The sequence below is a fragment of the Paenibacillus sp. Paensp38 genome (genome assembly GCF_059491915.1).
Genome location: NZ_CP168516.1, coordinates 3,841,203 through 3,865,004 on the forward strand (window position 1 = coordinate 3,841,203; position 23,802 = coordinate 3,865,004).

General features: G+C 49.3%; 19 protein-coding genes. All 19 read right to left on the reverse strand.

What is annotated here, in order from left to right; genetic code table 11:
* Positions 1-61 precede the first annotated feature (61 nt).
* Positions 62-460 carry a hypothetical protein gene (locus ACEN8J_RS16990; protein WP_264454097.1) on the reverse strand — a complete coding sequence of 133 codons (399 nt, stop codon included), beginning with the start codon at positions 458-460 and terminating at the stop codon, positions 62-64.
* Positions 461-475: 15 nt separating this feature from the next.
* The gene (locus tag ACEN8J_RS16995; RefSeq protein ID WP_495593763.1) at positions 476-3,943 is read right to left on the reverse strand and encodes a phage baseplate assembly protein V; all 3,468 of its coding nucleotides are present in this window, start codon (positions 3,941-3,943) and stop codon (positions 476-478) included.
* A 20-nt stretch (positions 3,944-3,963) separates the two neighbouring features.
* The gene (locus ACEN8J_RS17000; protein ID WP_029516076.1) at positions 3,964-4,392 is read right to left on the reverse strand and encodes a DUF4280 domain-containing protein; all 429 of its coding nucleotides are present in this window, start codon (positions 4,390-4,392) and stop codon (positions 3,964-3,966) included.
* Positions 4,393-4,407: 15 nt separating this feature from the next.
* Entirely contained in the window at positions 4,408-5,832 is a 1,425-nt protein-coding gene (locus ACEN8J_RS17005; protein ID WP_039269399.1) for a hypothetical protein, read from the reverse strand.
* Positions 5,820-6,479: a hypothetical protein gene (locus tag ACEN8J_RS17010; RefSeq protein WP_029516074.1), complete on the reverse strand. Its 660-nt coding sequence runs from the start codon at positions 6,477-6,479 to the stop codon at positions 5,820-5,822. The genes ACEN8J_RS17005 and ACEN8J_RS17010 overlap by 13 nt, the downstream gene beginning before the upstream one ends.
* A gap of 459 nt (positions 6,480-6,938) precedes the next feature.
* Positions 6,939-7,850: a helix-turn-helix domain-containing protein gene (locus ACEN8J_RS17015; RefSeq protein WP_495593764.1), complete on the reverse strand. Its 912-nt coding sequence runs from the start codon at positions 7,848-7,850 to the stop codon at positions 6,939-6,941.
* Positions 7,851-7,998: 148 nt separating this feature from the next.
* Entirely contained in the window at positions 7,999-8,658 is a 660-nt protein-coding gene (locus ACEN8J_RS17020; protein ID WP_069010342.1) for a TetR/AcrR family transcriptional regulator, read from the reverse strand.
* Positions 8,651-9,850 carry an MFS transporter gene (locus ACEN8J_RS17025; protein ID WP_495593765.1) on the reverse strand — a complete coding sequence of 400 codons (1,200 nt, stop codon included), beginning with the start codon at positions 9,848-9,850 and terminating at the stop codon, positions 8,651-8,653. Before ACEN8J_RS17025 ends, ACEN8J_RS17020 begins: the two co-directional genes overlap by 8 nt.
* A 143-nt stretch (positions 9,851-9,993) precedes the next feature.
* Positions 9,994-10,650: a DJ-1/PfpI family protein gene (locus tag ACEN8J_RS17030; RefSeq protein ID WP_039269397.1), complete on the reverse strand. Its 657-nt coding sequence runs from the start codon at positions 10,648-10,650 to the stop codon at positions 9,994-9,996.
* 331 nt (positions 10,651-10,981) lie between these two features.
* Positions 10,982-12,808: an ABC transporter ATP-binding protein gene (locus ACEN8J_RS17035; RefSeq protein ID WP_495593767.1), complete on the reverse strand. Its 1,827-nt coding sequence runs from the start codon at positions 12,806-12,808 to the stop codon at positions 10,982-10,984.
* Complete coding sequence (locus ACEN8J_RS17040; protein WP_495594555.1) at positions 12,789-14,525, reverse strand: ABC transporter ATP-binding protein; 1,737 nt, start codon at positions 14,523-14,525, stop codon at positions 12,789-12,791. Before ACEN8J_RS17040 ends, ACEN8J_RS17035 begins: the two co-directional genes overlap by 20 nt.
* Before the next feature lie 246 nt (positions 14,526-14,771).
* The gene (locus ACEN8J_RS17045) at positions 14,772-15,908 is read right to left on the reverse strand and encodes a hydroxymethylglutaryl-CoA lyase-like TIM-barrel protein (RefSeq protein WP_495593768.1); all 1,137 of its coding nucleotides are present in this window, start codon (positions 15,906-15,908) and stop codon (positions 14,772-14,774) included.
* Positions 15,886-16,650 carry a HesA/MoeB/ThiF family protein gene (locus tag ACEN8J_RS17050; protein ID WP_340884545.1) on the reverse strand — a complete coding sequence of 255 codons (765 nt, stop codon included), beginning with the start codon at positions 16,648-16,650 and terminating at the stop codon, positions 15,886-15,888. Before ACEN8J_RS17050 ends, ACEN8J_RS17045 begins: the two co-directional genes overlap by 23 nt.
* A 94-nt stretch (positions 16,651-16,744) precedes the next feature.
* Positions 16,745-17,134, reverse strand: coding sequence for a NifB/NifX family molybdenum-iron cluster-binding protein (locus ACEN8J_RS17055; RefSeq protein ID WP_069010336.1), 390 nt, complete (start codon positions 17,132-17,134; stop codon positions 16,745-16,747).
* Positions 17,131-18,438: a nitrogenase iron-molybdenum cofactor biosynthesis protein NifN gene (nifN, locus tag ACEN8J_RS17060; RefSeq protein WP_495593769.1), complete on the reverse strand. Its 1,308-nt coding sequence runs from the start codon at positions 18,436-18,438 to the stop codon at positions 17,131-17,133. The genes ACEN8J_RS17055 and nifN overlap by 4 nt, the downstream gene beginning before the upstream one ends.
* The gene (gene nifE, locus ACEN8J_RS17065) at positions 18,428-19,789 is read right to left on the reverse strand and encodes a nitrogenase iron-molybdenum cofactor biosynthesis protein NifE (protein ID WP_495593770.1); all 1,362 of its coding nucleotides are present in this window, start codon (positions 19,787-19,789) and stop codon (positions 18,428-18,430) included. Before nifE ends, nifN begins: the two co-directional genes overlap by 11 nt.
* A 79-nt stretch (positions 19,790-19,868) precedes the next feature.
* Complete coding sequence (nifK, locus tag ACEN8J_RS17070) at positions 19,869-21,398, reverse strand: nitrogenase molybdenum-iron protein subunit beta (protein ID WP_069010333.1); 1,530 nt, start codon at positions 21,396-21,398, stop codon at positions 19,869-19,871.
* Positions 21,395-22,843: a nitrogenase molybdenum-iron protein alpha chain gene (nifD, locus tag ACEN8J_RS17075; protein WP_495593771.1), complete on the reverse strand. Its 1,449-nt coding sequence runs from the start codon at positions 22,841-22,843 to the stop codon at positions 21,395-21,397. The genes nifK and nifD overlap by 4 nt, the downstream gene beginning before the upstream one ends.
* An 88-nt stretch (positions 22,844-22,931) precedes the next feature.
* Entirely contained in the window at positions 22,932-23,798 is an 867-nt protein-coding gene (gene nifH / locus ACEN8J_RS17080; protein ID WP_069010331.1) for a nitrogenase iron protein, read from the reverse strand.
* Positions 23,799-23,802: the final 4 nt, after the last annotated feature.

Consider the following 23,802-nt stretch of genomic DNA (forward strand, 5'->3'; position numbering starts at 1 on the left):
GACACTTTAAACACCTATATAAACCCTATTATTTTATTCGAATTCAAGGAATTCAACTTGTCTAAAATACTGCTTTGAACGGAGGATGACCTGTCTCTTGATTTTGTAATATGCTAGGTTTGCGGAATCTTAAGCTTGTTTGAATTTTAAAAATTGCTACATCATCTTTTATCTCTTCAAAAGAAATATTCAACCAAATCGGTACTAAAGGAATTAAACCAGTAAGTAGTTTTATAACTTCTTCTAATTCTAGATACCTCCCATTAGTATTCTCTTTACTCAGAAGTGTTAATTTGATCCATTCATCTGTTGAATTTAAGTTTTTGCTACGCTCCTCCACAGGTTCAACAATAAACCTAATCTCCTGATTTATTAATTCTTTTTGTATTCTGATTTCATCAACAGTCTTTAATAAGTTTTCTCTAAAAAGTTGCTTATTCATTTGTGTTATATTTTCCAATTTAACATACTCCTATTATTTTATTTTTTTGCTTACCACTTTTTCAGCTTCTGTAAGATAACCCGATTTATTTATCTCAAATTTATATAATTCAATCCATCCTCCTTTTACTTTTACTCCAGCCTTTTCAAAGAGTTCTGGATACTTTGATGCTTCAGCTACTGTCGGCCGATAATGACCTGACTTATTGTCAATTCGTCTTACTTCTCCTTGTCCATTTATTTTCAATTGCCCTGCCGCAAGAACCTCATCTCGATTGCCTAGGGTATGATGCCTTTTCCCAATTACTAATTTCCCATTTTTATCTATAACAAAATCCACTTGCGTCCTGCCGTTAATTCCTTTAATCCTTCCATTCTCTAAAGTATATGTTAGTATTTTCCCGTCTTTGGGTAACCCTTCATCAGGAAATTTATTCTTGATTGTTGAACCAATATCAGTTTCCTCTAGTATCTTAGAATTCCCCTTAATAGCCCCTGTTCCTTTTGACATGCCGCGAGAAACAATACCAAGAGTCGGGCGGGTGCTCTGTCTTGATTGGAAAATAGATGCGGTGGAAATTATGAGTTCGAACTGTGCTTGAGAAATTGCGCTCTCTAATGCTATCTTCCCACGGAATTCACTTAGTGCCTGCTCGGCTTCCATCTTATCACTACTTGTAAGATGGGCAAACCATTCTTCAAAAGTCTGTTGTTGCTTACCCTTGTATAAATTTTGATACCATCGCCTTAGATCAGCTTCAGCTTGTTCTTTTTCCGCTTTTTTGGCTCCTGCATTCATCACAGTTTCTAAACGAACATCTGGCTCTGTTTTTCCTTTTAGCTCGGGATTTACTGGCCTAGGGTACGGATCCTTTTTATTTAAAATCAGCTCTACGAAGGCCCACTGGGCTTTTGTCTCCGAGTTACTTTCTACTTTACTCGTTTGTGTTAGCCTTGCAAACCAAGTTTCAAAATCCCTATTTGGATTAAACTTATAATATCTTTCATACTCATTCCTTAATCTTTCTTTTTCTTCTAAAAAACCTGTTTCTCCTTCACGCATCACCATTACATTCTTAACATATTCCTCAAATTCAAGATTTCTATTTTGGTCATTTTGATTAATGGAACCAAATTTCTCATCAAGAATTTTCTTCGCTCCGGTGGCATCTAAGGGTTGTAACTGTTCAACTTCCTTATTCCGCCAACCTTTTCTCACTTCAAGCGGAATTTTGTGATACTCCGTGTTCAGCTTGTCCATATTATGGGCTAGATTTTTCGCTAGCTCCCCTAATGATCTGGAACTAGCGATGTTGCGGGCTGCCGTCCATACTTTGCCTCTGTAAGCGGCGGCGTAGCGTTGTCCGACACCGCTCTTTTTATAAGCAGCTACCCGGCGGTTAAAGGCTACGGCTTCCCGCGCCAGATTCCTTCCGGCCAGCACAGCCCAGCCTCCTGATGGCACGCCTGCCAGCATGGATAAACCAGCGGCCGCATACTTCAAGGCACGGGTTGATCCTCCCTTGGCAACGTCGCGGCGAATAGAGGCGAGCTTGCTGCTCACTATCCGGGCAGGCGTTCCCAATACGGGAACCGTACCGATGATACTCAGCGCCTTCTGAGCTACGTTCAGCATACCGCCCAGCAGGTTTGCCTTGGGCGATGCAGACGCAGCGGGGGAAACACCTACCTTCCCAGGCTTGCTGCTCCCCGAACCCTGTTCACTCGGAGAACCTCCTCCTGCCCCGCCAGTACTCTTCGGCGCGTGGGCGGCCTGATACGCCTTGATCGACATCAACGGCGGTTCTGGCACGGGCTCCAGATCAGCGACGAAAACCGGACGCTTGATTATCCCATCCAGCTTCACTCGCGACGAACGAATATCCGTCTCTCCGTCTATCACCATACTACTGCTACCTGCTTGCAAATAAATGGCCTCGTTTGCCGTAATGTCCAGTGTGTCCTCCGCGTGGATCGTTAGCCCCCGTTTGGCCGCAATTGAAAGCATATGGTCACTGTGTACCTGTATTCCCTTTGCATCAAGTGAAATATATACGCTATTCGTTTTAGCCGATACCAGCAGCTCTTGCGCGCTTAGCTTAACCAGCTTGTCATGAGGAGTGCCCCAGTATTTAATGTCCGGATTGCCTAACTCGGGTATAGGCTTGCCACTGCGCCTCACAGACCTGGCTGCAAAACTATCCGACTCCTGCAAAGTCGGGAACTGTACCTGCACCATGTCTCCTTTTTCGGGCATCACATACCAGCCGCTATGGCCCTCTGCACTATAGCCTGTTGCATAGGGGAGCCAGCATGCCTTTTCCCGTTCCTGTACAGCATCTATGGTGAGATGTACACGTACCTGATCCCGCTCAACTTCCAGTACCTGGCCCTCTAGGGAGGCCCCTCTCACTGAATGGTTCCAGATCGGCTTTTGCCGAATTTCATCTTCAGAAACCAGTGTATAGGTATGTAAAAACAACCCCCGGTCCATCCGGGACACGATATCCGCAACGAGCAGTTCCTTGCCTTGAAAAGAGAGTACATCTCCCGGGCGGAAATATCGTGCACTCTCCACAGTATAGAACGTACCATAGGGGGTGTTGGCTTCGTTATGGCGCATACCGATTTGAATCCCCGGCTGTCTTTGCCAAAGGTCTGCTCCTCCAGGCAATGCTCTACCCATGAAGCCATCCACGCTGACAGCAGATAGTCGCTCACTGCTGCTTGAATCACTCCAAAAATATTTTATTCCGTCGTCCACATGACCCGATCCTGGAAGAGGGCCGCCAAGGATTGCTGCGGCTTCGTACACCGACGATGCTCCACATGACAAACCGTCCCCGTCAGAAAAAGCCCCATCTGCGCCGACAAAGCTTTTTCTTGAACGATACGGGACCTCATCCAGTGTTGCGGGTCGCCCCTCGGGAATACCGAACCAGAACTTGGGGGCATCTGCGGCAGCCTCAGGCACAAGCACAGCTCCAAATCTGGAAGCCATCCTTTTCAAAAATGCCCAGTCTGTTTCTCTGTACTGCAATGTCAAAGCGCCCAGTTGAGCACCCCCGCTGACCGTATCAATCACATCTGCGCCTGTATAACCAGTAAGTACCTGCTTCAGCAGCTGCCCATACGTCATGGTATGATTTTGAAAAGACCGGGTCACAGGCCTCACATCGAGCCGAATCGTATGTGATATGGCCTCTAACTGTACGTAATGAATACCGTGTACCTGCTTCAGCGTGATACGCGTCATTTGTCCATGAAACAACGTACGCAGCCGCTGGCCATCCTTGTCCTTTTCGATGACTTCAACCGGTTCGGCTTCACTCTCTAACTCCATAAACCGTTCCTGATTTTCCTCCGGCACGATACCACTTACTACCAAACGCACATGGTCGCCCAATCTACGCTCAATACGAATGTCTGTCATGGTTTGCAGCGGAACTTTACTCAGTAATTCCACATGACGGTAACCGGATGTTTCCTGCACCTTGTCCATTTGATGAGAAACCCCCACTATCATTCCAGATTCTGCCCGTCATTTTCAATCGTTATTGCTCCGCAATACAGGCAGGCATTGGTACAATGCTCCAGCAAGGCAGGCTGTCCCTCGACGAGCACATCCTGCTTGCCCCCAATCCAGGGTCGAAGAATGACCGGAATACAAGGCGCCTTCTTCACACCGAAAATGTCCACCATCTCGCTATTTTGAACCGCCGGATTGGCCGAGCTAAAACAGTTACCAAACCCAGATATATGAACTCCCGGTTCGTGATCCCCCACATTCATCTGGGCCTTGTCCTTGATGTAAACACCGTGGCTAAACGGACGCTTGAGCCGGGTGGGTTGTGTACCACGGTTGCATTTCAAAATAGCCCCTGCAACCACATATCCTTTTTTTGCACCTGATCCGGCCTGAATGGTCATGGATGCTTTTTCTTTTGCCATGGTCTGCTTCCTCCGTCAATTCGTTTTGACTTCGCTGCCAACGACCGATGTGTCACCACCGAGTGTAATATGGCTGCTGCGGCTGGACAGGTTGATTTCCTGACCGGCGGAAATAGTCACCTTTTGCCCCGCCTCCATGTGGATGTTACCGCCTGCCGAAAAATGAATATCTTTGTTGCTCACCATATGAATACCGTCGCCCTGATTCAGCTTGATGAAAACAGCGTCATCCTTGCCGGTAATCACCACCTCGTCCGGTGTCAAGCGGATTTCCTTACCATGTGGCGTTCGGAAAATTTTTACGTCGGGATGCTTCAAATGATTGTGGCCGCCATCCCCCCGATCCTGCCGGACCGAGCTACTCGCGATGCCCTCGTCATCATGCTGGTTCGGGAAATAAATACGCACTTTATCCCCCAGCTCAGGCATCACATACCAGCCACTATGCCCCTCTGCACTATACCCTGTTGCATATGGAAACCAGTGGGCTGTATTTTTGTCCTGCTCCGGGTCGATATCCAGATGCACTTTAACCCGATCACGTTCGACAGCGATCACTTTTCCCTCCAGAGACAGACCCGTCAACTGCTCGTTATAATACGCTTTCTGTCGCAACCCCTTATGTGTCGTCAAGGTATATGTGTGCAGCAGTACTCCCTGCGTCATACGAGTTTGTGCCTCGTATACATATAGCGTTTTGCCACGGAATTGGATTTCATTGCCCAGTTCCAGCACCTGCTCTGTTTCAACGGTATAATCGAGAAAATCCTGCTCGTCCACCGAAGCTGTATCATTGCCTGCAAAGTAGCGATATGCCGAGATTCTTTTGCTTACCGTGTAATGATAATTGTCCAGTTGAACGGCTGTTCCACTTTCCTCAATGCCAAAATAGAACTTTGGGGTATCAAATATGGCCGCGGGCATAAGGGAGGTATGGTAATAGGAAGCCAGCCGCTTGAGAAAAGCCCAATCAGTCTCGCGGTACTGCACCCACATCCGCCCGATCGACGCTCCTCCGGTGGCCGAATCCATGATGTCCAAGCTAGGATAAAGAAGCGAAATACGACGCAGCAGTTCATCCACCTTCATATTTTTGTCCTGAAAAGAACGACTTTGGGGGCGTACATCCAGCCTGTAGGTATGCGACACAGCCTCTACCTCCAGGTAGTACACATCTCGTACCGCCTTCACTTCAATCGCCAGCACTGTTCCGCTAAACAAGGGAACCTCCGTGCCATCCTCAGCCAGCTGCGAGATTCCGACAGGTGAGTCAAATTTGGTCATATCCACATAAGTATCTTTTAGTTCCTCAGGCACGACAGCGGTAAAACGCAACCGAGTGTGGTCGTTCAGCTGCTTGACCAGGTAGAGCTCCTGTACATTGATAAGCTGATAAGGCGTGATTTTCAGATTAGAATAGGTGGTGCTTATCTGCTCCATGTTCCTTCTCCTTCAGCCTCACTAGGCAGGATTTTTAGTGTGGTCATCATACGTTGAGCGACCGGACGCCATGTATCCATACGTTCCTCCGTACAGTTAAATGAGCATATAAGCGCATGCCCTTCCAGAGCTGCAAAAAAGGTCAGATTATACAGACGCGTATTCAAAGCCGGAGTCATAAATTCACAGTATCCGACCCGTCGTCCGTACACCTTGCACACACCGTCTGCATACCATTCCGTCAACTTTTGCGTGTGGTGCAAAATGTAGATCATCTCGCTGGTGAACGCCTCTAGCTCCTCATCCGTCAGTTCGCTTGGTGTCAGGTTAAAAGAAAAATTGATCTCCCCTGTTGGATCGGTCAAAATGAGCGGTGGGCGATAACTCGAAGGATATTTAAGTTCAATCTCCCGCTCACCCATCTCGGTGAAAGTCCGGGGCAACCATATCGAAATTTTGTCGTTCAGCAAAGGACGTTCTGCAAAAGCGATTCGTTCTCCGTCCAGCATCTTAAGTGGATAAAGTTCCAAGCCGCTCTCAGATTCTATGTAATTGTGTAAATCCGATTTCGGGAGACCAGATGCACCCTGTTGTTCCTTCCGTGCAGTATTAATCATGTCTGCAATTTGTTCATCCATATGTCCCATCGACGGTAAAACTCCTTTATATGTTCAATCTCAATATTCATTTCATGGAACTTTATAACATAATTGAATCCAAAGAACCATTTGAATTCCAATTTATACCTTACATTATAGGTATCATACGAAGTGTTTTTGTTATTGTCAATTTATAACTCTTATAAAACAATCAAGATATAAGACCTATTATCATGCATAAAAATGAAAGATTTACTATCATTCAGATTCTTTTTACCCAAAGCAAGCATCCATACTTGTGAAAATACGTCTTCATTTTCAAAGAAATAAAGTTAATTCGCCTCTGAACATCTTCGATTTAAAATAATTATATGAATTTCAACTCCCAAAAAATGATTCTTTTGAACCTGAATCCAATTGCCTATTTTCAAAATCAAAAAAAAGCCTACCTTATTTATCAGGTAAGCTCCACGCGAATATGAATAAATCATAAAACTTCCTATATATTCAGTCCCCTTCCTCCTCCGCATAGTTCCTCACATTGCGCTCTACAGCAGAGCGGTATTCTACAGGGGTTTGGCCTGTGTGCTTTTTGAACAGCATATGAAAATACTGCCTGCTGGCTACGCCTACATAATCGGCAATTTCTTGAATGGGAATGTCCGTTTGCTGAAGAAGCATACGGGCCTTGTCCATTCGCAGCATTGTTAAATACGCGGTGAGTGTTAGCCCCGTATGTTTTTTGAAAATACGGTGCAAATAACCTGGGTGCAGATTCACGGCCGCCGCCATGTCCTTGACCACAATCTCTCGATCATAGTTCAGATGGAGAAATTCAATGCATCGTTTGATGTACATATCCGTTTGCTGCGTGTTGCTGCGCTCTGCCTCTTCCCGTAGACGTGCAATTCGTACTAGCAATTGCATAAAAAGCATCTCTGCCATTGCACCCGGCTGTTCTTTTCGTTGGTCCAGCTCCAGCACGAGACTTTTCAGCGCATAATATACCTCTTCCGGGTCCGATAGTACCAGATACGGGAACGGACGTGACATGAGAGTCGTGACCTCCTCCTCCTCCGCTGCTATTTGTTGGATAGACGGTCCTACCCTCACCCCTTCTGTAAAACCAAACTCTACATTTAGCATCCGGCACGGTTGTTCTCCTTCCACCACCAGTCGATGCGGTACACCTGCGTCCAGCATAATAAACTCGCCTTTACGCAGCGTGATGCTTTCTTCCGTGTTCTCTCCCGTTTGTACATCTACCCTGCAAAAGCCGGAAATCATGTACATAATTTCAGTGGAATGATGATCGTGGTAAGACATGGTATAGTCATGCCATTGCTTGTAATAGTAAGCAAAAAAACGGGGAATATAATCCCCGTCACGTAGCCGTGGCTCAAACAGACTTCCGTTCATCCCCGCACCTCCACTAAATAGATAAGGCTAACACGACAACGTATCTGAAATCGCTCTATTTTCACAGTTTAACAGACTGAGCCGTGTACTTCTATTTCACACCATTGGACGATCTATAATCCTTTGGAATGTAGCAGGCGACTTCTACCTAAAAGGTAGGGGATTCATCACTTTCTGGACTTAAATACTGAATCAACATCCCCACAAATCGGTTAGCAATTTCTATATCCTCAAGTTCGTTATTCCGTTCGTCCTTGGACGTCAGACTCATTTTCTGGAGTATACCCATCATAGACGTGAAGATAAAATGAGCGGTCTTCAAGGGCTCCGTGTCGGACTTTAATGATCCATCTTGGAATCCAGCTTCCAGAGCATCCATCAGGAAATGTCGTTCCTTTTCCCGGCTAACAAAATTGTTGTACTGTTCTTTGAGTTCTTGATTTGAATCATAAGCTTCGTAATGCAGATCGAATAAAAGAATAAACTTGATGTATTCCGGATGTTGCCAAGCGTAATTAATCCATGCATCAAGCATCGAAGTAAGCATCTTCTTCCCGCTCATTTCAGCTGAAGGTGCCCTTCTAACAAATTCGGTCATGCTCTCAAGGATTTCCATCTGGACCTCAAAGATCAGTTCGTTCATGGACTGAAAGTGCTTATAGAATGTGACCCGACTTACACCAGCCACGTTGCATACATCCTTAATATTAACTTTGAGAAAGCTTTGCTTCATAAAAAGTTCCTTCGCAGCCGCAATGAGTTCTTCCCGATTTTTGTTTTTTAAATTCTGGTGCCAGTTCTCAGTCATTCACAACCATCCGTTTCTTATTTTTCGATTTTTGTAAGGTTAAGAAAAGGGCAGATGCAAGGATAAGTGCACCAAAAATATAAGGAATATGAATGTGTTTGTCAAACAACAAGCCCGCTAAAATGGGTCCCAATATATTGCCTAGGCTGGTATACGTCGTATTCAATCCAGCGGCATACCCTTGGCGATCACCAGCTGAGTTCGCGATCATTGTACTTACCGTTGGTCTTAGGAAGGCATTAAAAGCAAAAAACAGAGCAGATACCGCCAGCAAATAACCTAGATTAATCTTAATGATCATTAACAGTAAAGCGATGGCTGTCATGATCAAAGAAAGACGTATAAGCTTCATCTCACCAAGTCTCTTGATGAGATAATCAAGTAGCCATATCTGCACAACGATGCCTATAATTGCACCAACCGTAATGATCATTGAGATTTTAGTGGCATCAAAACCATATTTTCGTTCCACAAAAAGAGCATACACTGTTTCGTAATTCATCAAACCTAATGTCATGATCAGAATGAGGAGAAGATAACGAAAATAGGATGTCCGAAATGAATTTAGGATTTGGTTGCGAATGGGTTCCCGGCGGACCCAATGGCTAGCGGGTTTTCGTTTTTCCTTGGGTAATGTCTCTGGCATATACAAGCTAAGCAGCGTAGCAACAAGTCCAAGTCCACCAGCAAAAAAATAGGGCACCCTTATGCCAAACTCAGCGATCATACCGCCTAACCCCGGACCAAGCACCATCCCCAAATTCATGGAAGCACCCAAGTACCCCATTCCTTTAGCGCGAGTTTCAGGAGTGGTAATATCAGCAACGTAGGCCATATTGGAAGGAACCATTAATCCAATACCCATCCCCCCAATAAATCGGGCAATATATAAAAGGGGCATTGTCGTAGATACAGCAAACATGAGATCCGAAATGACCGTTAAAAACAGACCGGTGATGATCATGGATTTTCGACCCCATCTATCCGAAAGCTGCCCACCTAGGGGCGAAAAAATAAACTGTGCTGCTCCAAATGCGGCAATAAGATACCCCGCAGCAGCTCCTGCCGCATTAAATTGTTTCAGATATTCAGGCAGAATGGGAATCACCATGCCTTGACCCAATAAAGCAATAAACAAATTCAGCATCAGAATGAAAAGCGGAAATGTAGCAGACTTAGGTAAGCTGCTCATGTTTGTAACCCCCTCCAACCCTTTACACTATGTAATCCTTTACTATGTGTAAACTATATTAGTTGAAATAGGGGGCATTGTAAATAAAAATACAAACCTATTGAGCCTAGCTAATACCGAAAAGAGATCTTGTTATTCTTGATTTACACATGAGGCTCCCTTTTTGCAAACTCTTGTAACATACCTCTTATTTGTTCTACCAATATAGCAGGTGCTTTCTTGGGTGAACCCGTGTCAAACGGAGGCTGAGGATCGTATTCCAAAATCAGCTGGACTCCTTTACTCATGTCTTCTCCCAATTCCCATGCTATTAGCTGGAGTGCCATATCAATACCAGAGGAGACACCGGCTGCTGTAATGATTTTGCCCTGACGAACCACTCTCTCATCTGTTGGAATGGCTCCAAGAGATTGAAGCAGGTCTAAGGAGCCCCAATGACTGGTGGCTACGGTTCCATTTAACAAGCCTGCGGCGCTCAAAATCAGAGAGCCATTACAAACCGACGTGGTCCATTTCGTAGTTTCATGTATTTGGCGAATCCAGTTTAACGTTTCTTCGTCATTCATTGGAGTTTTATAATTTGGCGGACTGCAGCCTGGAACAACAAGAATATCAGCTGAAGGTACTTCAGAAAAACTGTAATCGGCATGCAAATAACCCATATTTGAGTCCAGTTTGACTAACCCCTTTTTCTTAGCGACAAACTTCACTTCACATTTCAGTGTAGCAGCAAATACATCATATGGACCTATGGCATCTAATGCTGTGATTCCATCGAAAAGCATGATTGCGATTTTCATGATGACTCTCCTTTGAAGTGGGATTTTATTCTTGCACACCCATACTAACATACATATACGGGGTATGGGTATATTTAATTTTGTGAAAACACTGCTCGGCTTTCTTCATAGACGATATTGCCCACAACCAGAACAGTGACCTTTTGAAGTAATAATACGCTTACCAGCGTAAAAGCCTCTGCCCTCAAGGGGGTATGTTAATTTCAAACATCTCTTGTCACCAAAAGGCATACTTAAAAAGGGCTACCCCCAGGGTAGTCCTTTTTAGCATCATAAAGCTTCTACATCTTGCCTACAAATCTGTGAATCGAGAGCCGGCTTAAGAGCTTTGCTAACTCAATTGACCATAATATAAATCACTGTAAAAGCCTTTGTGAGCCAGCAGCTCATCATGAGAACCCTGCTCCTCCAGACGGCCATCCTTCAAGACCAGAATCCGGTCAGCCAGACGAATGGTATTCAGCCGATGTGCGATGACGAAACTTGTTCGACCCTGCATAAGCCGCTCCAGTCCTTCTTGTATCTTCATCTCAGTAATGGTGTCGATGCTGCTGGTTGCCTCGTCGAGTACAAGAATGGAAGGGTTGGCCAAAATAGCACGGGCAATAGCCAGCAGTTGTTTTTGCCCTTGACTGATGCCGCTGCCGTTCGCTTCCAGCACCTTGTCGTATCCGTCCTTCATCCGCATGATAAAGGAATGGGCGTTGGCCAGTTTCGATGCTTGTTCAACCTCCTCATCGGTGGCGTCCAGTCTGCCGAAGCGGATATTTTCACGAATCGTCCCCTGAAACAGGAAGGAGTCCTGTAGCACAAATGCCATGCGGGAGCGCAAGCTTTCACGCTGTATGGTGGTAATATCGCGTCCGTCCAGCGTAATCGTGCCCTTGTCGGGGCTATAGAATCTAGAAAGGAGCTGGATCAGTGTCGTTTTTCCTGCCCCGGTCGGACCGACCAGCGCGATCATTTCACCGGGTTTGGCTTCAAAAGAGATACCTTCCAGCGTAGCGCTTCCCTCATCATAACCGAAGGAAACATCCGTAAACCGCACCGCCCCCTCTACATGCCCTACTTCCACTGCACCGCGTTCATCCTTGGACTCTTCATCTTCATCCAATATTTCAAATACACGCTCAGCTCCGGCAATGGCGGACAGCAGGGTGTTCCACTGGTTAGCCAAATCGTTCAGCGGTCTGGTGAACTGGCGGGCATATTCTACGAATACAATAATTGTACCTATAGTGATGGAGCCGCGAATGGCCAAAATACCACCGATCCCCGCTACAATAGCAAAGCTGAGATTATTCAGTCCATTCATCAGCTTCGGTATAAAGCCTGAAATCGTTTGTGCCCAGAAGCCCGACAGCCGAATACGGTCATTGCGCTCGCCAAAACCATGGATGACTCTCTTTTCCTGCGAAAATGCTTTAATAATCTGCTGCCCGGACAGCGTTTCTTCGATGTATCCGTTCAGTTCGCCCAAATTTTTCTGTCGTTCCTTATATAAGGGCCCGGTACGACGTGTAATCCAGCGCATCCCGGCAGCCATTAACGGCACCACGATAAAGGTCAGCAGGGTCAGCAACGGGCTTAACCACAGCATCACCGTGAGTGTACCGATTAACGTCAATATGCTCGAAAAAATCTGAATGGCGGAGCTGTTCAGCGTAGAACTGACATTTTCGATATCATTGGTCAGACGGCTCATGATCTCTCCCTGCTGACGTTTGCCATAGAAAGGAATCGGTAGTCGATGCAAATGTGAAAACAGATCGAAACGCATACGGTACACCGTCTCTTGGGCAATCTCAATCATCCAGATATTTTGCAGCCAGGAGGTCAGCGAGTTCAGTAGATATACAGCCCCTAATCCGATGAGAAAATAAATCCACGTGCGTCCACCCGGACCTTCGAGAAAATCATCCACCGCTACACCAACCAGATATGGACCCAGCAGAGCCAGCCCGGAGCTGAGCAGCACCATGAACAGTACCAGCATCAGTTTGGCCTTACGACGAGCCAGATAAGCCCATATCCGTCCTAAGGTGTCAGACCAGTTTTTCGCTTTGGCCTTGCGGCGTCCTTCAGCTCCCGCCGGATTTCGCAGCACACCGGACGGCGGTGTAGGCTGACAGAACGGTTCAATGAGTTCCTTGAACATGCGACTCCTCCTTTCCATATTGTGATCCATAGATACGTCGATACAGATCCGAGCTATCCATGAGATGCTTATGACTTCCGCTTGCCATCAGACGACCCTCATCCAGCAGTAAAATCTGATCTGCCGATGCGGTCGAGCTGATTTTCTGCGTAATGAGAAATGTCGTACAGGACAGGCCATCGAGTGCATTCAGTAGTGCTGCCTCCGTCCCTACATCCAGCGCACTTGTGCTGTCGTCCAAAATCAGCACTGCCGGCTGGCGTACCAGCGCGCGGGCAATCGAAAGTCGCTGTTTCTGTCCGCCAGACAGATTGACGCCACGCTGCCCGAGCATCGTATCATAGCCTTGCGGCAAGCGTTCAATCATACTATGGATTTGCGCCATGCGTGCGGCTTCCTTAATTTCCTCCAGGCTGGCATTCTCCAGCCCCCAAGCAATATTATCCCGAATCGAGCCGGTGAATAGCAGTACCTCCTGAGGGACATAGCCAATAGCCTCTCGTAATATGGACGCATCCAGTTCACGAGCGTCCTTTCCGTCAAAGCGCACATGACCTTCATCTTCTTCATACAGACGCGTAATCAACTGCACAAGTGAGGATTTTCCCGAGCCTGTGGCCCCCATAATAGCTATCCGCTCGCCCGGTTGCGCCCTAAAAGATATATCCTTTAGGACAGCCAGATCACTGCCCGGATAACGAAAGCTCACCCGGTCCATTTCCACCTGTCCCTTAATCCGTGTATGATGTGTTGAAGCAGACTCCGGCTCTGACCCATCTTCATTAGATGTGTCCAATACCTCACGAATCCGACCCGTAGATGCAGTTGCCCGGGAAAACACAACAACGATACCTGATAAGGCAGATAAGGCTCCAATCGTCCGCAGTGAATAATTGACGACTGCGACCACCTGTCCTACACTGGCATCCCCAGTGGAAATTTGGCCGCGTCCGAACCAAAGTACTGCAATAATCCCTGCATTCATCGTAAACAAAATGAACGGCATCGTCGTTTCTGTCCAGCGTAGAGCGGACACCGTCCCTTTCATCAATTCGCCTCCGTAATGGGCAAAACGTTCGATTTCATGCCGCATCCGCACAAAAACCCGGATGAGACGGATACCTGTCAGATTCTCCTGAATCACTCCGTTAACGTCATCTAGGCGACGCTGGACCCCCTTAAACAAAGTGACCGTTCGCCGCATCATCACCAACACAAACACGAACAGCACCGGGGCCATAACCGCCAATAATAGTCCAAGCCTGAAATGTACAACCAGTGCCATCACAATACTGCCGATGACTACAAGCGGAACCCTTGTCATAAACCGCAGGCTCATAAACACCGTATCTTGTACTTGCGTGACATCTCCGGTCAGGCGCGTAATCAGCGACGAAGTGGCAAAACGTTTAAACACAGGATACGAAAAGGATTGCACTTTACGGTACAGCTTTTCCCGCAAATCATAGCCGAAGCCCTGACTTGCATGTGAAGCAAAAAAAGAGCTGGATATACCCGCCATAAAGGCGATAACGGCACTCCCCACCAGTACACTGCCCCATAACCAGACGACAGACAAATCCTGCTGCCGGATGCCCTCATCAATGATTTTGGAGATCAGATATGGCTGCGATAGCTCTACCGTCAATTCCAGCAACATCATCACGAGTGCCGCGATGGCTGGAACCCGATATTTTTTTAGAAAAGAGAACATCATCCCCACAAGCATTCCTCCAATTGCCCATAGCCGTTCTTCCAGATCAGCGTGTAATGGTTATAAGATTCGAACCTTCCTGCTGTAAAACCATATATACGCACTTTATACAGCACTATATTTTATTATACCCTTCTGAACGGCTTCGTTTAACCAGCAAATTGGAGACTCCGGTTGCAGGAATTAACAAATATACAAAAAAAGCATTCCAGTCACAGTAACACTTACCGGACGGGAACGCCTTTTCGGTTATTTCGGCAGCTCTGCCGGATAATACTGCAGCCAGCGCCTTAAATCCGCGCTATGGATGACAAGCTTGGGATCTTTACCGACTAGGCGAAGCCGCTCCAGCAGGAACTTGATTTCACCGGAGCCTGCCTCGATTCCTTCCTGCTCCAGCATATATTGAACTGCACTTCTGCCCGAATGCTTGCCGAGTACGAACGAATGGTCAGTGCCCAGCTCGGTCGGATCAAGCGCCTGGTAGGCGGCGCGCTCCTTTAGCAGACCGTTGATATGTATGCCGGATTCATGGGCGAATACCATGTCTCCCACAATGGGCTTGCCTTCGGGAATGATTCGGTTGGAGGCTTGGGACACCAGTGCAGCCAGCGGGTTCAGCAGTTCGGGACGGACGCTGCAGGTTCCTTGATATAGGTCCCTCCACGACATCACCACCTCTTCCAGCGCCGTATTACCTGCCCTTTCCCCAAGTCCCGACACCGTGGTACTGGCCCAGACAGCTCCCGCCTGCAAAGCTGCCAAAGTATTGGCAAGCGCCAGGCCATAATCATTATGACAGTGAATCTCAAGCTCCACATCCTGCGGCACGCGCGATACAAACCTGTCTATACGGGCAGCTATGGCAGCAGGATGGTGAACCGACAGCGTGTCGGCATATCTGAAGCGCCGGATACCATCTCTGTAGAGCTGATTCGCCAACTGCTCGAGGAACAGGTCATCTGCCCTTGAAGCATCCTCAAAGCCTACGGAAATAGTCATTCCTTTACACTGACCGTAATCGACAGACTTGCGGATCAGTTCCGTCACCTGCTCAGGATTCATACCCAGCTTGGCCTTCATCTGCACCATCGACACGGGAACCGAAATATGGGCCCAGCCGACACCTGTCGATTCAGCTGCATCAATATCTGAGAACACCGCGCGATTCCAGGTCATTAGCTTCATCTGAAGTCCAAGAGCAGCAATTCTGGCAATAGACCTGCACTCCGCCTTTCCCATTGCCGGAATTCCGATCTCAGCCTGCTCCACCCCCGCCGAGTCCAGCATGATGGCAATTTCAGTCTTCTCCTCGGCCGAAAAGGCAACGCCCGGAGCCTGTTCTCCGTCACGCAGTGTCGTATCACAAATATGCAACTGACTCATCTGTATCCCCTCCCGTTCCGCAACACAGACAGCGTGGGTTGCGCTTGACCGCTATGGTACAGCTGCTCATATCCAGCACATTCATACGGTACATGCGGTCAGTGAACAGATTACCCGCATCTGTAATCCATTTGACCGCTTCCAGTGCAGCCATGCAGCCAATCAAGCCGGAGGTCGCTCCCAGGACCGGGAATCCCAGAGGTTCCCAAGGCTGTCCGCCTTCCGGGTAAAGACATTCCAGGCATGCCGTCTTACCGGGCTCAATGGTCATCAATGATACTTCATAGGCGTACATGGCCGCTTCTATCATCGGTCTGCCATGTCGAACACATAGTCTGTTCAGCGCATATCTTTCCGGAAAGTCATAACGTGCATCAATCACAATATCGGCCGCTTCTACCCATGATCCAGAGGATTCTTCCGTGATTCTGTGGGCGTGGCCCTCAAGCTCCGTCTCCGGATTGATACGATGCAAATGCTGTAATGCCGTCTCCATCCGTTCCTCCCCGATTCGTCCGCTGTCCATCAGCACCTGCCGGTTCATATCGGGCAGATGGATTATGCCCTCATGGGCCAATATCAGCTTTCCTACTCCGGCAGCGGCCAGGTACATGGCCGCTGTCCCTCCCAATCCTCCGATGCCTGCAACCATAACAGTAGCCTGCTTTAGCCTGTTCTGACCTTCTACTCCCAACAGCTTCAACTGGCGTCCGTATCTACTGTCTTCCAGCAGCTGTACCATTCGTCCACCCCCTCCATGTGCGGCTCCCGCCTTTAAGATATTCGGTCCGCAGGATCTTGATAACTTATAGGGTTGCTCTTCCTTACAGGAGAGCTCATGATTCGGCTTTGCCGCTGCCCTCCTCAGCATGCAGGATTTTGGCAAGCCACATGGGCGGATTGCGAGCCAGCATATTCTGGAGACGCTGGACCTGCTCCTCAATGGTGCTACCGAAGGCCACCTTCACAGGCATAATGGTCCGTTTGGTAACCTGTGCGGCGGCCGAAGCGCCAATCTGTACCAGGAAGATCAAGGTACAATCCTCGATCAAGCCAATTCGGCTGGCAATCTTGCCCGCCTCGTTCTCATCGCTCCCCAGGGCTATCCGCCGATGCTCCAGGAACTGGACGCCTGAGTGCCGGATTTCAAATACAGTGAACATAGGACTCTGCCCAAAATGAGCATTCACTAGCACGCCGTCTTCCGTCGCAAATGCAACCTTCATCCTCCCCTCCCCCTCTCGGCAAGCAATACATTGCCCACCTTATTCACCCACTCCATGGTTCCACGGTATCCGACGCTTACGGATGTGTGGGCGCCTAGCTCGTCATACACCGGCAAGCCTGCCGGTACGAATGAGGCCCCAGCCCGTGCCGCTCCCTTTCTTCCATGTGAATTGCTGATCCACAAATCAACACCCTGCGCGCTCTCCTCTGCATCATCCAGGTCACCGATCCAGACTTCCCGTTCTGTCTTTTGCAGTTCGGGCGTGCTGCAGGGTGTAATTAGCCGCTTCAGTTCCACTCCCATCTCCTCCAGCCAGGCTGCGGTCGACAGCATATGATCCGGTTCTAGCGCCACTACAGCCGAAGCGCCGGAATAATAGAAATGGGCATCCAGCATGCTGTCCAACAGATTTTCACGCTGCCAGCGAAAGCGAACGGGGGCTGGCTCGCGGCTGATCTTCTGCAGAAAATGTATGAACGCATCGCTCGCGGCCAAGCCAGACAGACCAGCGAACAAGTGGTAGGGAATGCCTGCGGCATGAGTCAGCCTGCGCGCCGGCCGCTCCATGCTCGCGCCAATGGCAATGGTACAGGAAGACTCCAGCATCTGGCAGGCTGAATCCAGCGGAGTCCCCCCTCTTGTCAAAGGGGAGAAGCCTGTCAGCAGGTGACCGGACAAGGAAGTGGAGATATCGGGGAGCGTAATAACCTCCAGGCCGAAGGAAGCGATAATATCCTTGATTTCCATGACATCTCCGGCAGTCAGATAAGAAGCCGGCAGCAGATTGACCTGCATCCGGCGCTGTTTTCTGGGGGACTTGCCTCCGGCCAATCCGAGTACAGCATCCATTAGGGACTCTACTGTACTACTGTAGCCCGTCTCCAGAGAGCCGTGAAAATCAGGCAGCGATACAGAAAACAGCAGACTGTCTTTCAAGGCCCGTTCTCGCTTGAACGCCTTTACCCTGGACTGAAAATCAACGCCTGCCACCTCGGTGAGGGCTGTGCTGATGACGCCGATGACATCTGGATGGTGTTTGGACCAGATATGATCCAGTGCCTCCTCCAGATTCCGGTCTGCATCAAATATAACGTCCATCTCTTGCAGCGCAGAGGTCTGAACGGCTATCGGCTCTCGAAAATGGCGAGTCAGCAGCGCCTTGGAGAAGGCCGAGCAGCCCTGAGCGCCGTGCAGCAGAGGCATTGAGCGATACATCCCCTGCAGAGCCAGCACGCCCCCCAAAGGCTGTCCTACCTTGAGCGGGTTGACACTGACAGGCTTCGTGGCGGATTTAATCAGCAAATTCCTTCTCCTCCTCCCATGGAGCCAATTTGGCGGTCAGCTCCCATACCGGATGCTGTAGCGTATGCACAAGCTGTTTCGCCAGGGACAACAGCCCGTCATAGCCCGCATAGGCTTTGTGCCGCTCCTGATTGATGTCCACAAAAGGAATCTGTTCCTTAAGCGCCATATACATATTCCGGCCCCCGGCAATGACCATGTCCGCCTTGCGGCTCCGTACGGTTTTGAGAATCTGCCGGGCACCGCCTTCCGGGATGTATTCCGCATCATCCCCGATACGGTCAGCAATCCGGGATACATCCTCGGCAGTGCTCTTGTTCGTGCCTACACCTACCACCTTTATGCCCAGCTCCTGCAAAGCCGTAATGACAGACCAGCTCTTTACACCCCCGGTATAGAGCACTGCCCGCTTTCCTTTCAACTGCTTGCGATAGGGCTCCAGCTCCAGCGATAGCCTCATTTCCTCCCGTGCGGCCAGCTTATCCACCCGTCGCTCTACATCACGATCTCCGGTCAGATAAGCCATCTGCCGCAAGGAATAACTCGTCTCCTTTGCTCCATAAAATGAACCTTCAAAATAAGGAATGCCGTATTTACGCTCCATTTGGACTGCTAGGTCCAGCAAAGCTCGGCTGCATACGACCATGTTGGCCTTGGCACGATGCGCCCATCCCACCTCACGGAACCGACCGTCCCCGGTAATTCGGGACAGGATAGTCATTCCCGTCTGCTGCATCAGCCGCTCGATATGCCACATCTCGCCCGCAATATTGTATTCCCCGATGAGATTGATATCATGGGAGGTTGTCTGTTCCGGCTCGGTACTGCCGATAATATGCTGGAACAATACATCTCCGGCCAGCCGAGTCCCGAGATTCTTACTGCCCACAAATCCCGGACTGTTCACCGGAATGATCGGCGTCCCCAGCCGCTCCGATTCAGCCTTGCAGACCCCCTCGATATCTTCACCGGTGAGGGCTGTGACGCATGTGGTATAGACGAATACAGCGGGAGGAGCAAAACGGCTGACAATGTAGCGGATCGATTCATGCAGCTTCTGTTCACTACCAAAAATGATATCCTGTTCTCCAAGATCAGTAGTGAAGCCATACGCCGACAGCCCCGGGCCGCTGGACAGGCTGCCTCTGCTCTCCCAGCTATTGCCGAGACACGCAATCGGCCCGTGCACCAGATGAGCCGCATCTGCAATGGGGATCAGTGTAATCTGGGCCCCGTCAAAGGAGCAGCCACCCGAAGCCTCCCCCGGCACAGGCCGGGGACAGGGCGTGCTTTTGGGAATTTTGTTGCCGCAGGATACCTCCAGCCTTCCGTTAGACACAGCCGGCTCCATCCGCACACCCCCTTATTTCAGATAGAATCCATTGAAATCACAAGCCAAGCTGCCAACTTCCATCTACGCGATACAGCAATTAGCGCACCAAATCAAAGCTATGATCCGGAGCCTGCTCTTCCATGACATCCAGTACGGTATTCACGAATTGGGTAAGCAGATTCAGCGTACCCTGGTAGCCGATAATCGGATAACGATGTAGATGATGCCTGTCGAAGATCGGAAAGCCCACACGGAGCAAAGGAATTTTCGCCTCTTTCGCCGCAAACTTCAGATGGGAACTGCCAATAGCCAGGTCCACCTGGTCCTGGAACAGCAGCGAACGCATATGCCACAAATCCTGACCAGAATGAACCGTGGCTTCTGCACCGTAAGGGCTGGACTTCAGCAGAAGCTCTGCTTCCTTCTCAAATTTCCGGTCTCCATTGGAGCAAACAATATGCACCGGCTCCATGCCCAGCTCTAGACAAAAGCCAATCAAGCCGATGAGCATGTCCGGGTCTCCTGCCATAGCCACTCGTTTGCCGTGCAGATAAGCATGCGAATCCATCATGGCATCCACAACTCGAGCACGCTCCTGCTTCAATGCCTCGGGTATTTCTCTTCCGGACAGGCGGCTAATCTCCTCAAGCAAGCGATCTGTAGCCCGGATACCCAGCGGTGTGGAGATGGAGAACATCTGCTGCCCCCAGGTTTGCTTCATATAACCTAATGTTTTACGAAGAGAGTACTGCTGGATCGCCAACGTGCCGGCAGCATCTGCGGCCTTGGGCACATCCTCAAGCGGCGTTCCCCCGTAATAGTAGCTGTACTCTCCAGTAGCTCCTGAATCAAAATTACTGCTGTGGTCACCCAAAATGGTATACGTAGCGCCGAACATCCCCAGTATGCGCCGCATTTCCGCAAAATTTCCCGTATACCCGTCAAACCCGAGCAGTACATTCAGCTTCAATTCATGACCAGGCTGCGGCGTCCGGCCTGACTTGTTATACAGCGTCTCCAGCACAGAGCGCAGCATGGCATCATAGCCTGTAATATGTGAACCGGAGAAGCTGGGGGTATTGGCAAAAGGAACTGGCATATCCTCGGGAAGGGCTCCCTCCTGACGGGCATTAGCCAGGAAGGCAGACAGGTCATCTCCGATCACCTCTGCCATACAGGTCGTGCATACCGCAATCATCTCCGGCTGATACAAGGCAATACAGTTCTCTATACCGTCAATGAGGTTGCGCATGCCGCCGAATACGGCGGCATCCTCGGTCATCGAGGTGGAGACGGCAGGAACAGGCTCCTTGAAGTGGCGGGCAAGATGGCTGCGGAAATAAGCCGTACAGCCCTGTGAGCCATGAATGAACGGGAGCGTTTTTTCAAAGCCCAGTGCAGCCATAACCGCTCCCAGCGGCTGACAAGCCTTGGCCGGGTTCACGACTACGGCTGTGCGGGCAAAATTCTTGTCCTTGTATTCCTTGGTCTTGGTGTACTCCAGGGTGTCGGTAACCTCCTCTGGCGAACAAGGGGCCTCGAAGGCTCGTTTCTCCTCACGCTGGCGCACATATTTATCCTGCCGAAACAGCTGATTGTGATCGACAATATTCAGACGCTCGCTCATACCGACACCTCCGCAGTCTGCCGGGACGGCAGCAGGCTCCAAACTGGACTGTTTATGGTCATATCCATATCACGTGCAAAAATCTGGAAGCCGTCAAAACCATGATAAGGCCCGCTGTAATCCCATGAGTGCATTTGACGGAAGGGAATGCCCATTTTGTGATACACGTATTTCTCCTTGACTCCGGCGCCCATTAAGTCAATATTCAGCCGCTGGGCCAGTTCCTCCAGCTCATAGGCAGTTGGATCATCGTACAGAATAGTGCCTTCCTTTACATCGGGAAATGTCTTCTCGTAATCATCCTTATGGGCAAATTCGTAGCCTGTAGCCACAATTTCCATCCCCAGATCCTCATAGGCACCGATGGTATGCCTTGCCCGCAACCCGCCAATCAGAAGCATCACCTTTTTACCTTCCAGACGTGGGCGGTATTTACGGATGACTGCCTCCATCTGCGGCATATATTGGGCGATGACCTGCTCACATTTTTCCTGAATCGTTTCGTCAAAACGAGCTGCAATCGCCCTTAAGCTCTCCACTGTCTTGGTCGGGCCAAAGAAGTTATATTCCATCCAAGGAATTCCGTATTCCTGCTCCATCGTTGTGCACATATAATTCATGGAACGATGACAATGGATCAGGTTGAGCTTGGATTTGTGCGCAATCCCCAGCTCATTGACCGTACCGTCCCCCGACCACTGCGCTATGACCCGCAGTCCCATTTCCTCCAGCAAAATGCGCGACGCCCAGGCATCACCGCCGATATTGTAGTCTCCGATAATGGAGACATCATAAGGCCCGCACTCCTTTAGCTCCCGGCGCCCCATCAGAAAATCGCGGATAGCATCATTGGCAATGTGATGGCCCAGAGACTGACTCACCCCGCGAAAGCCCTCACAGCGTACGGGAATGACCGGAATGCCCAGCTCCTCTGTCATCTTCTTGGCCACAGCCCCGATATCATCACCAATCAGTCCGACCGGACATTCAGATTGCACGGAGATGCCCTTAGCCAGCGGGAACATCTCCTTAATTTCCCTACAGATCACCTCTAGCTTCTTATCTCCGCCGAACACGATATCCTTTTCCTGAAAATTGCTTGTAATCTGCATGGCGGTAAAATTATCGATTCCCAATATCCCATTCGCATAATTACGTCGAGTACCCCAACTGTATTGCCCGCAGCCGATGGGACCATGGCTAATGTGCACCATGTCTTTAATCGGGCCCCATACCACACCCTTGGACCCTGCATAAGCACAGCCCCTTGCTGTCATGACGCCGGGTCGTGATTTCATGTTGGACTTGATGGAACAGGTCCCGCAGTTCACAAGCTCCTCATCCGCGATCTCAAAATGCTTGGTCCGGTCCTTCTTGGCCTTCTTGGGATATACCTCCAGTATCTCCTCTACGATCTGCTTACCCTTATCCACAATACTGCTCATTTGACCTATTCCTCCCTCCTGCGAGCTGCGCGTTCAGCTCCTCCCATCATCACACGATGATTCCGTCATTAAGCCTTCTGGCTACAGCCTACTGCCCGGACGCCTCAGCTTTGTTAATTGCGGTTTCTTCATCCTCAATAATGCCGAATTCCATCAATAGATCCTCCAGCTCTTCCATGGAAATAGGGGTGGGAACCGTTAGCATGTCATTATTCAAAATTTTACCTGCCAGCTCTTCATACTCCGCAGCCTGCTTATGGTCCGGGTTGTATTGAGTTACAGTCATACGGCGCAGCTCAGCGTGCTGGACAACATTATCACGCGGCAAAAAGTGGATCATCTGCGTGTTCAGTCTTCTTGCAAGCTCTGTAATCAATTCCGCTTCCAGGTCCGTATTCCGGCTGTTGCAGATTAAGCCGCCCAAACGCACCCCACCGCTGTTGGCATACTTCAAGATCCCGCGTGCAATATTGTTGGCAGCGTACATAGCCATCATCTCGCCTGAGCATACGATGTAGATTTCCTGCGCCTTCTTCTCCCGGATCGGCATGGCGAAGCCCCCGCACACGACGTCCCCCAGTACATCGTAGGATACGAAATCCAGCCCTTCGTAGGCCCCCTCTTCCTCCAGAAAATTAATGGCCGTGATAATGCCGCGCCCTGCACAGCCGACACCAGGCTCCGGCCCACCGCATTCCACGTTCAGAATGTCACCGAAGCCCTTCTGGACAACGTCCTCCAATTCCAGGTCCTCCACCGTACCCCTTTCAGCCGCCAGATGCAGCACAGTCTGTTGGGCCTTCGTATTCAAAATAAGACGGGTGGAGTCTGCCTTGGGATCACAGCCTACGATCATAATTTTTTGTTTGAATTTGGTCGCGAGTTGAGCCAGTGTATTCTGCGAGGTTGTCGATTTGCCGATACCGCCTTTACCGTAAAACGCAATTTGTCTCATATTT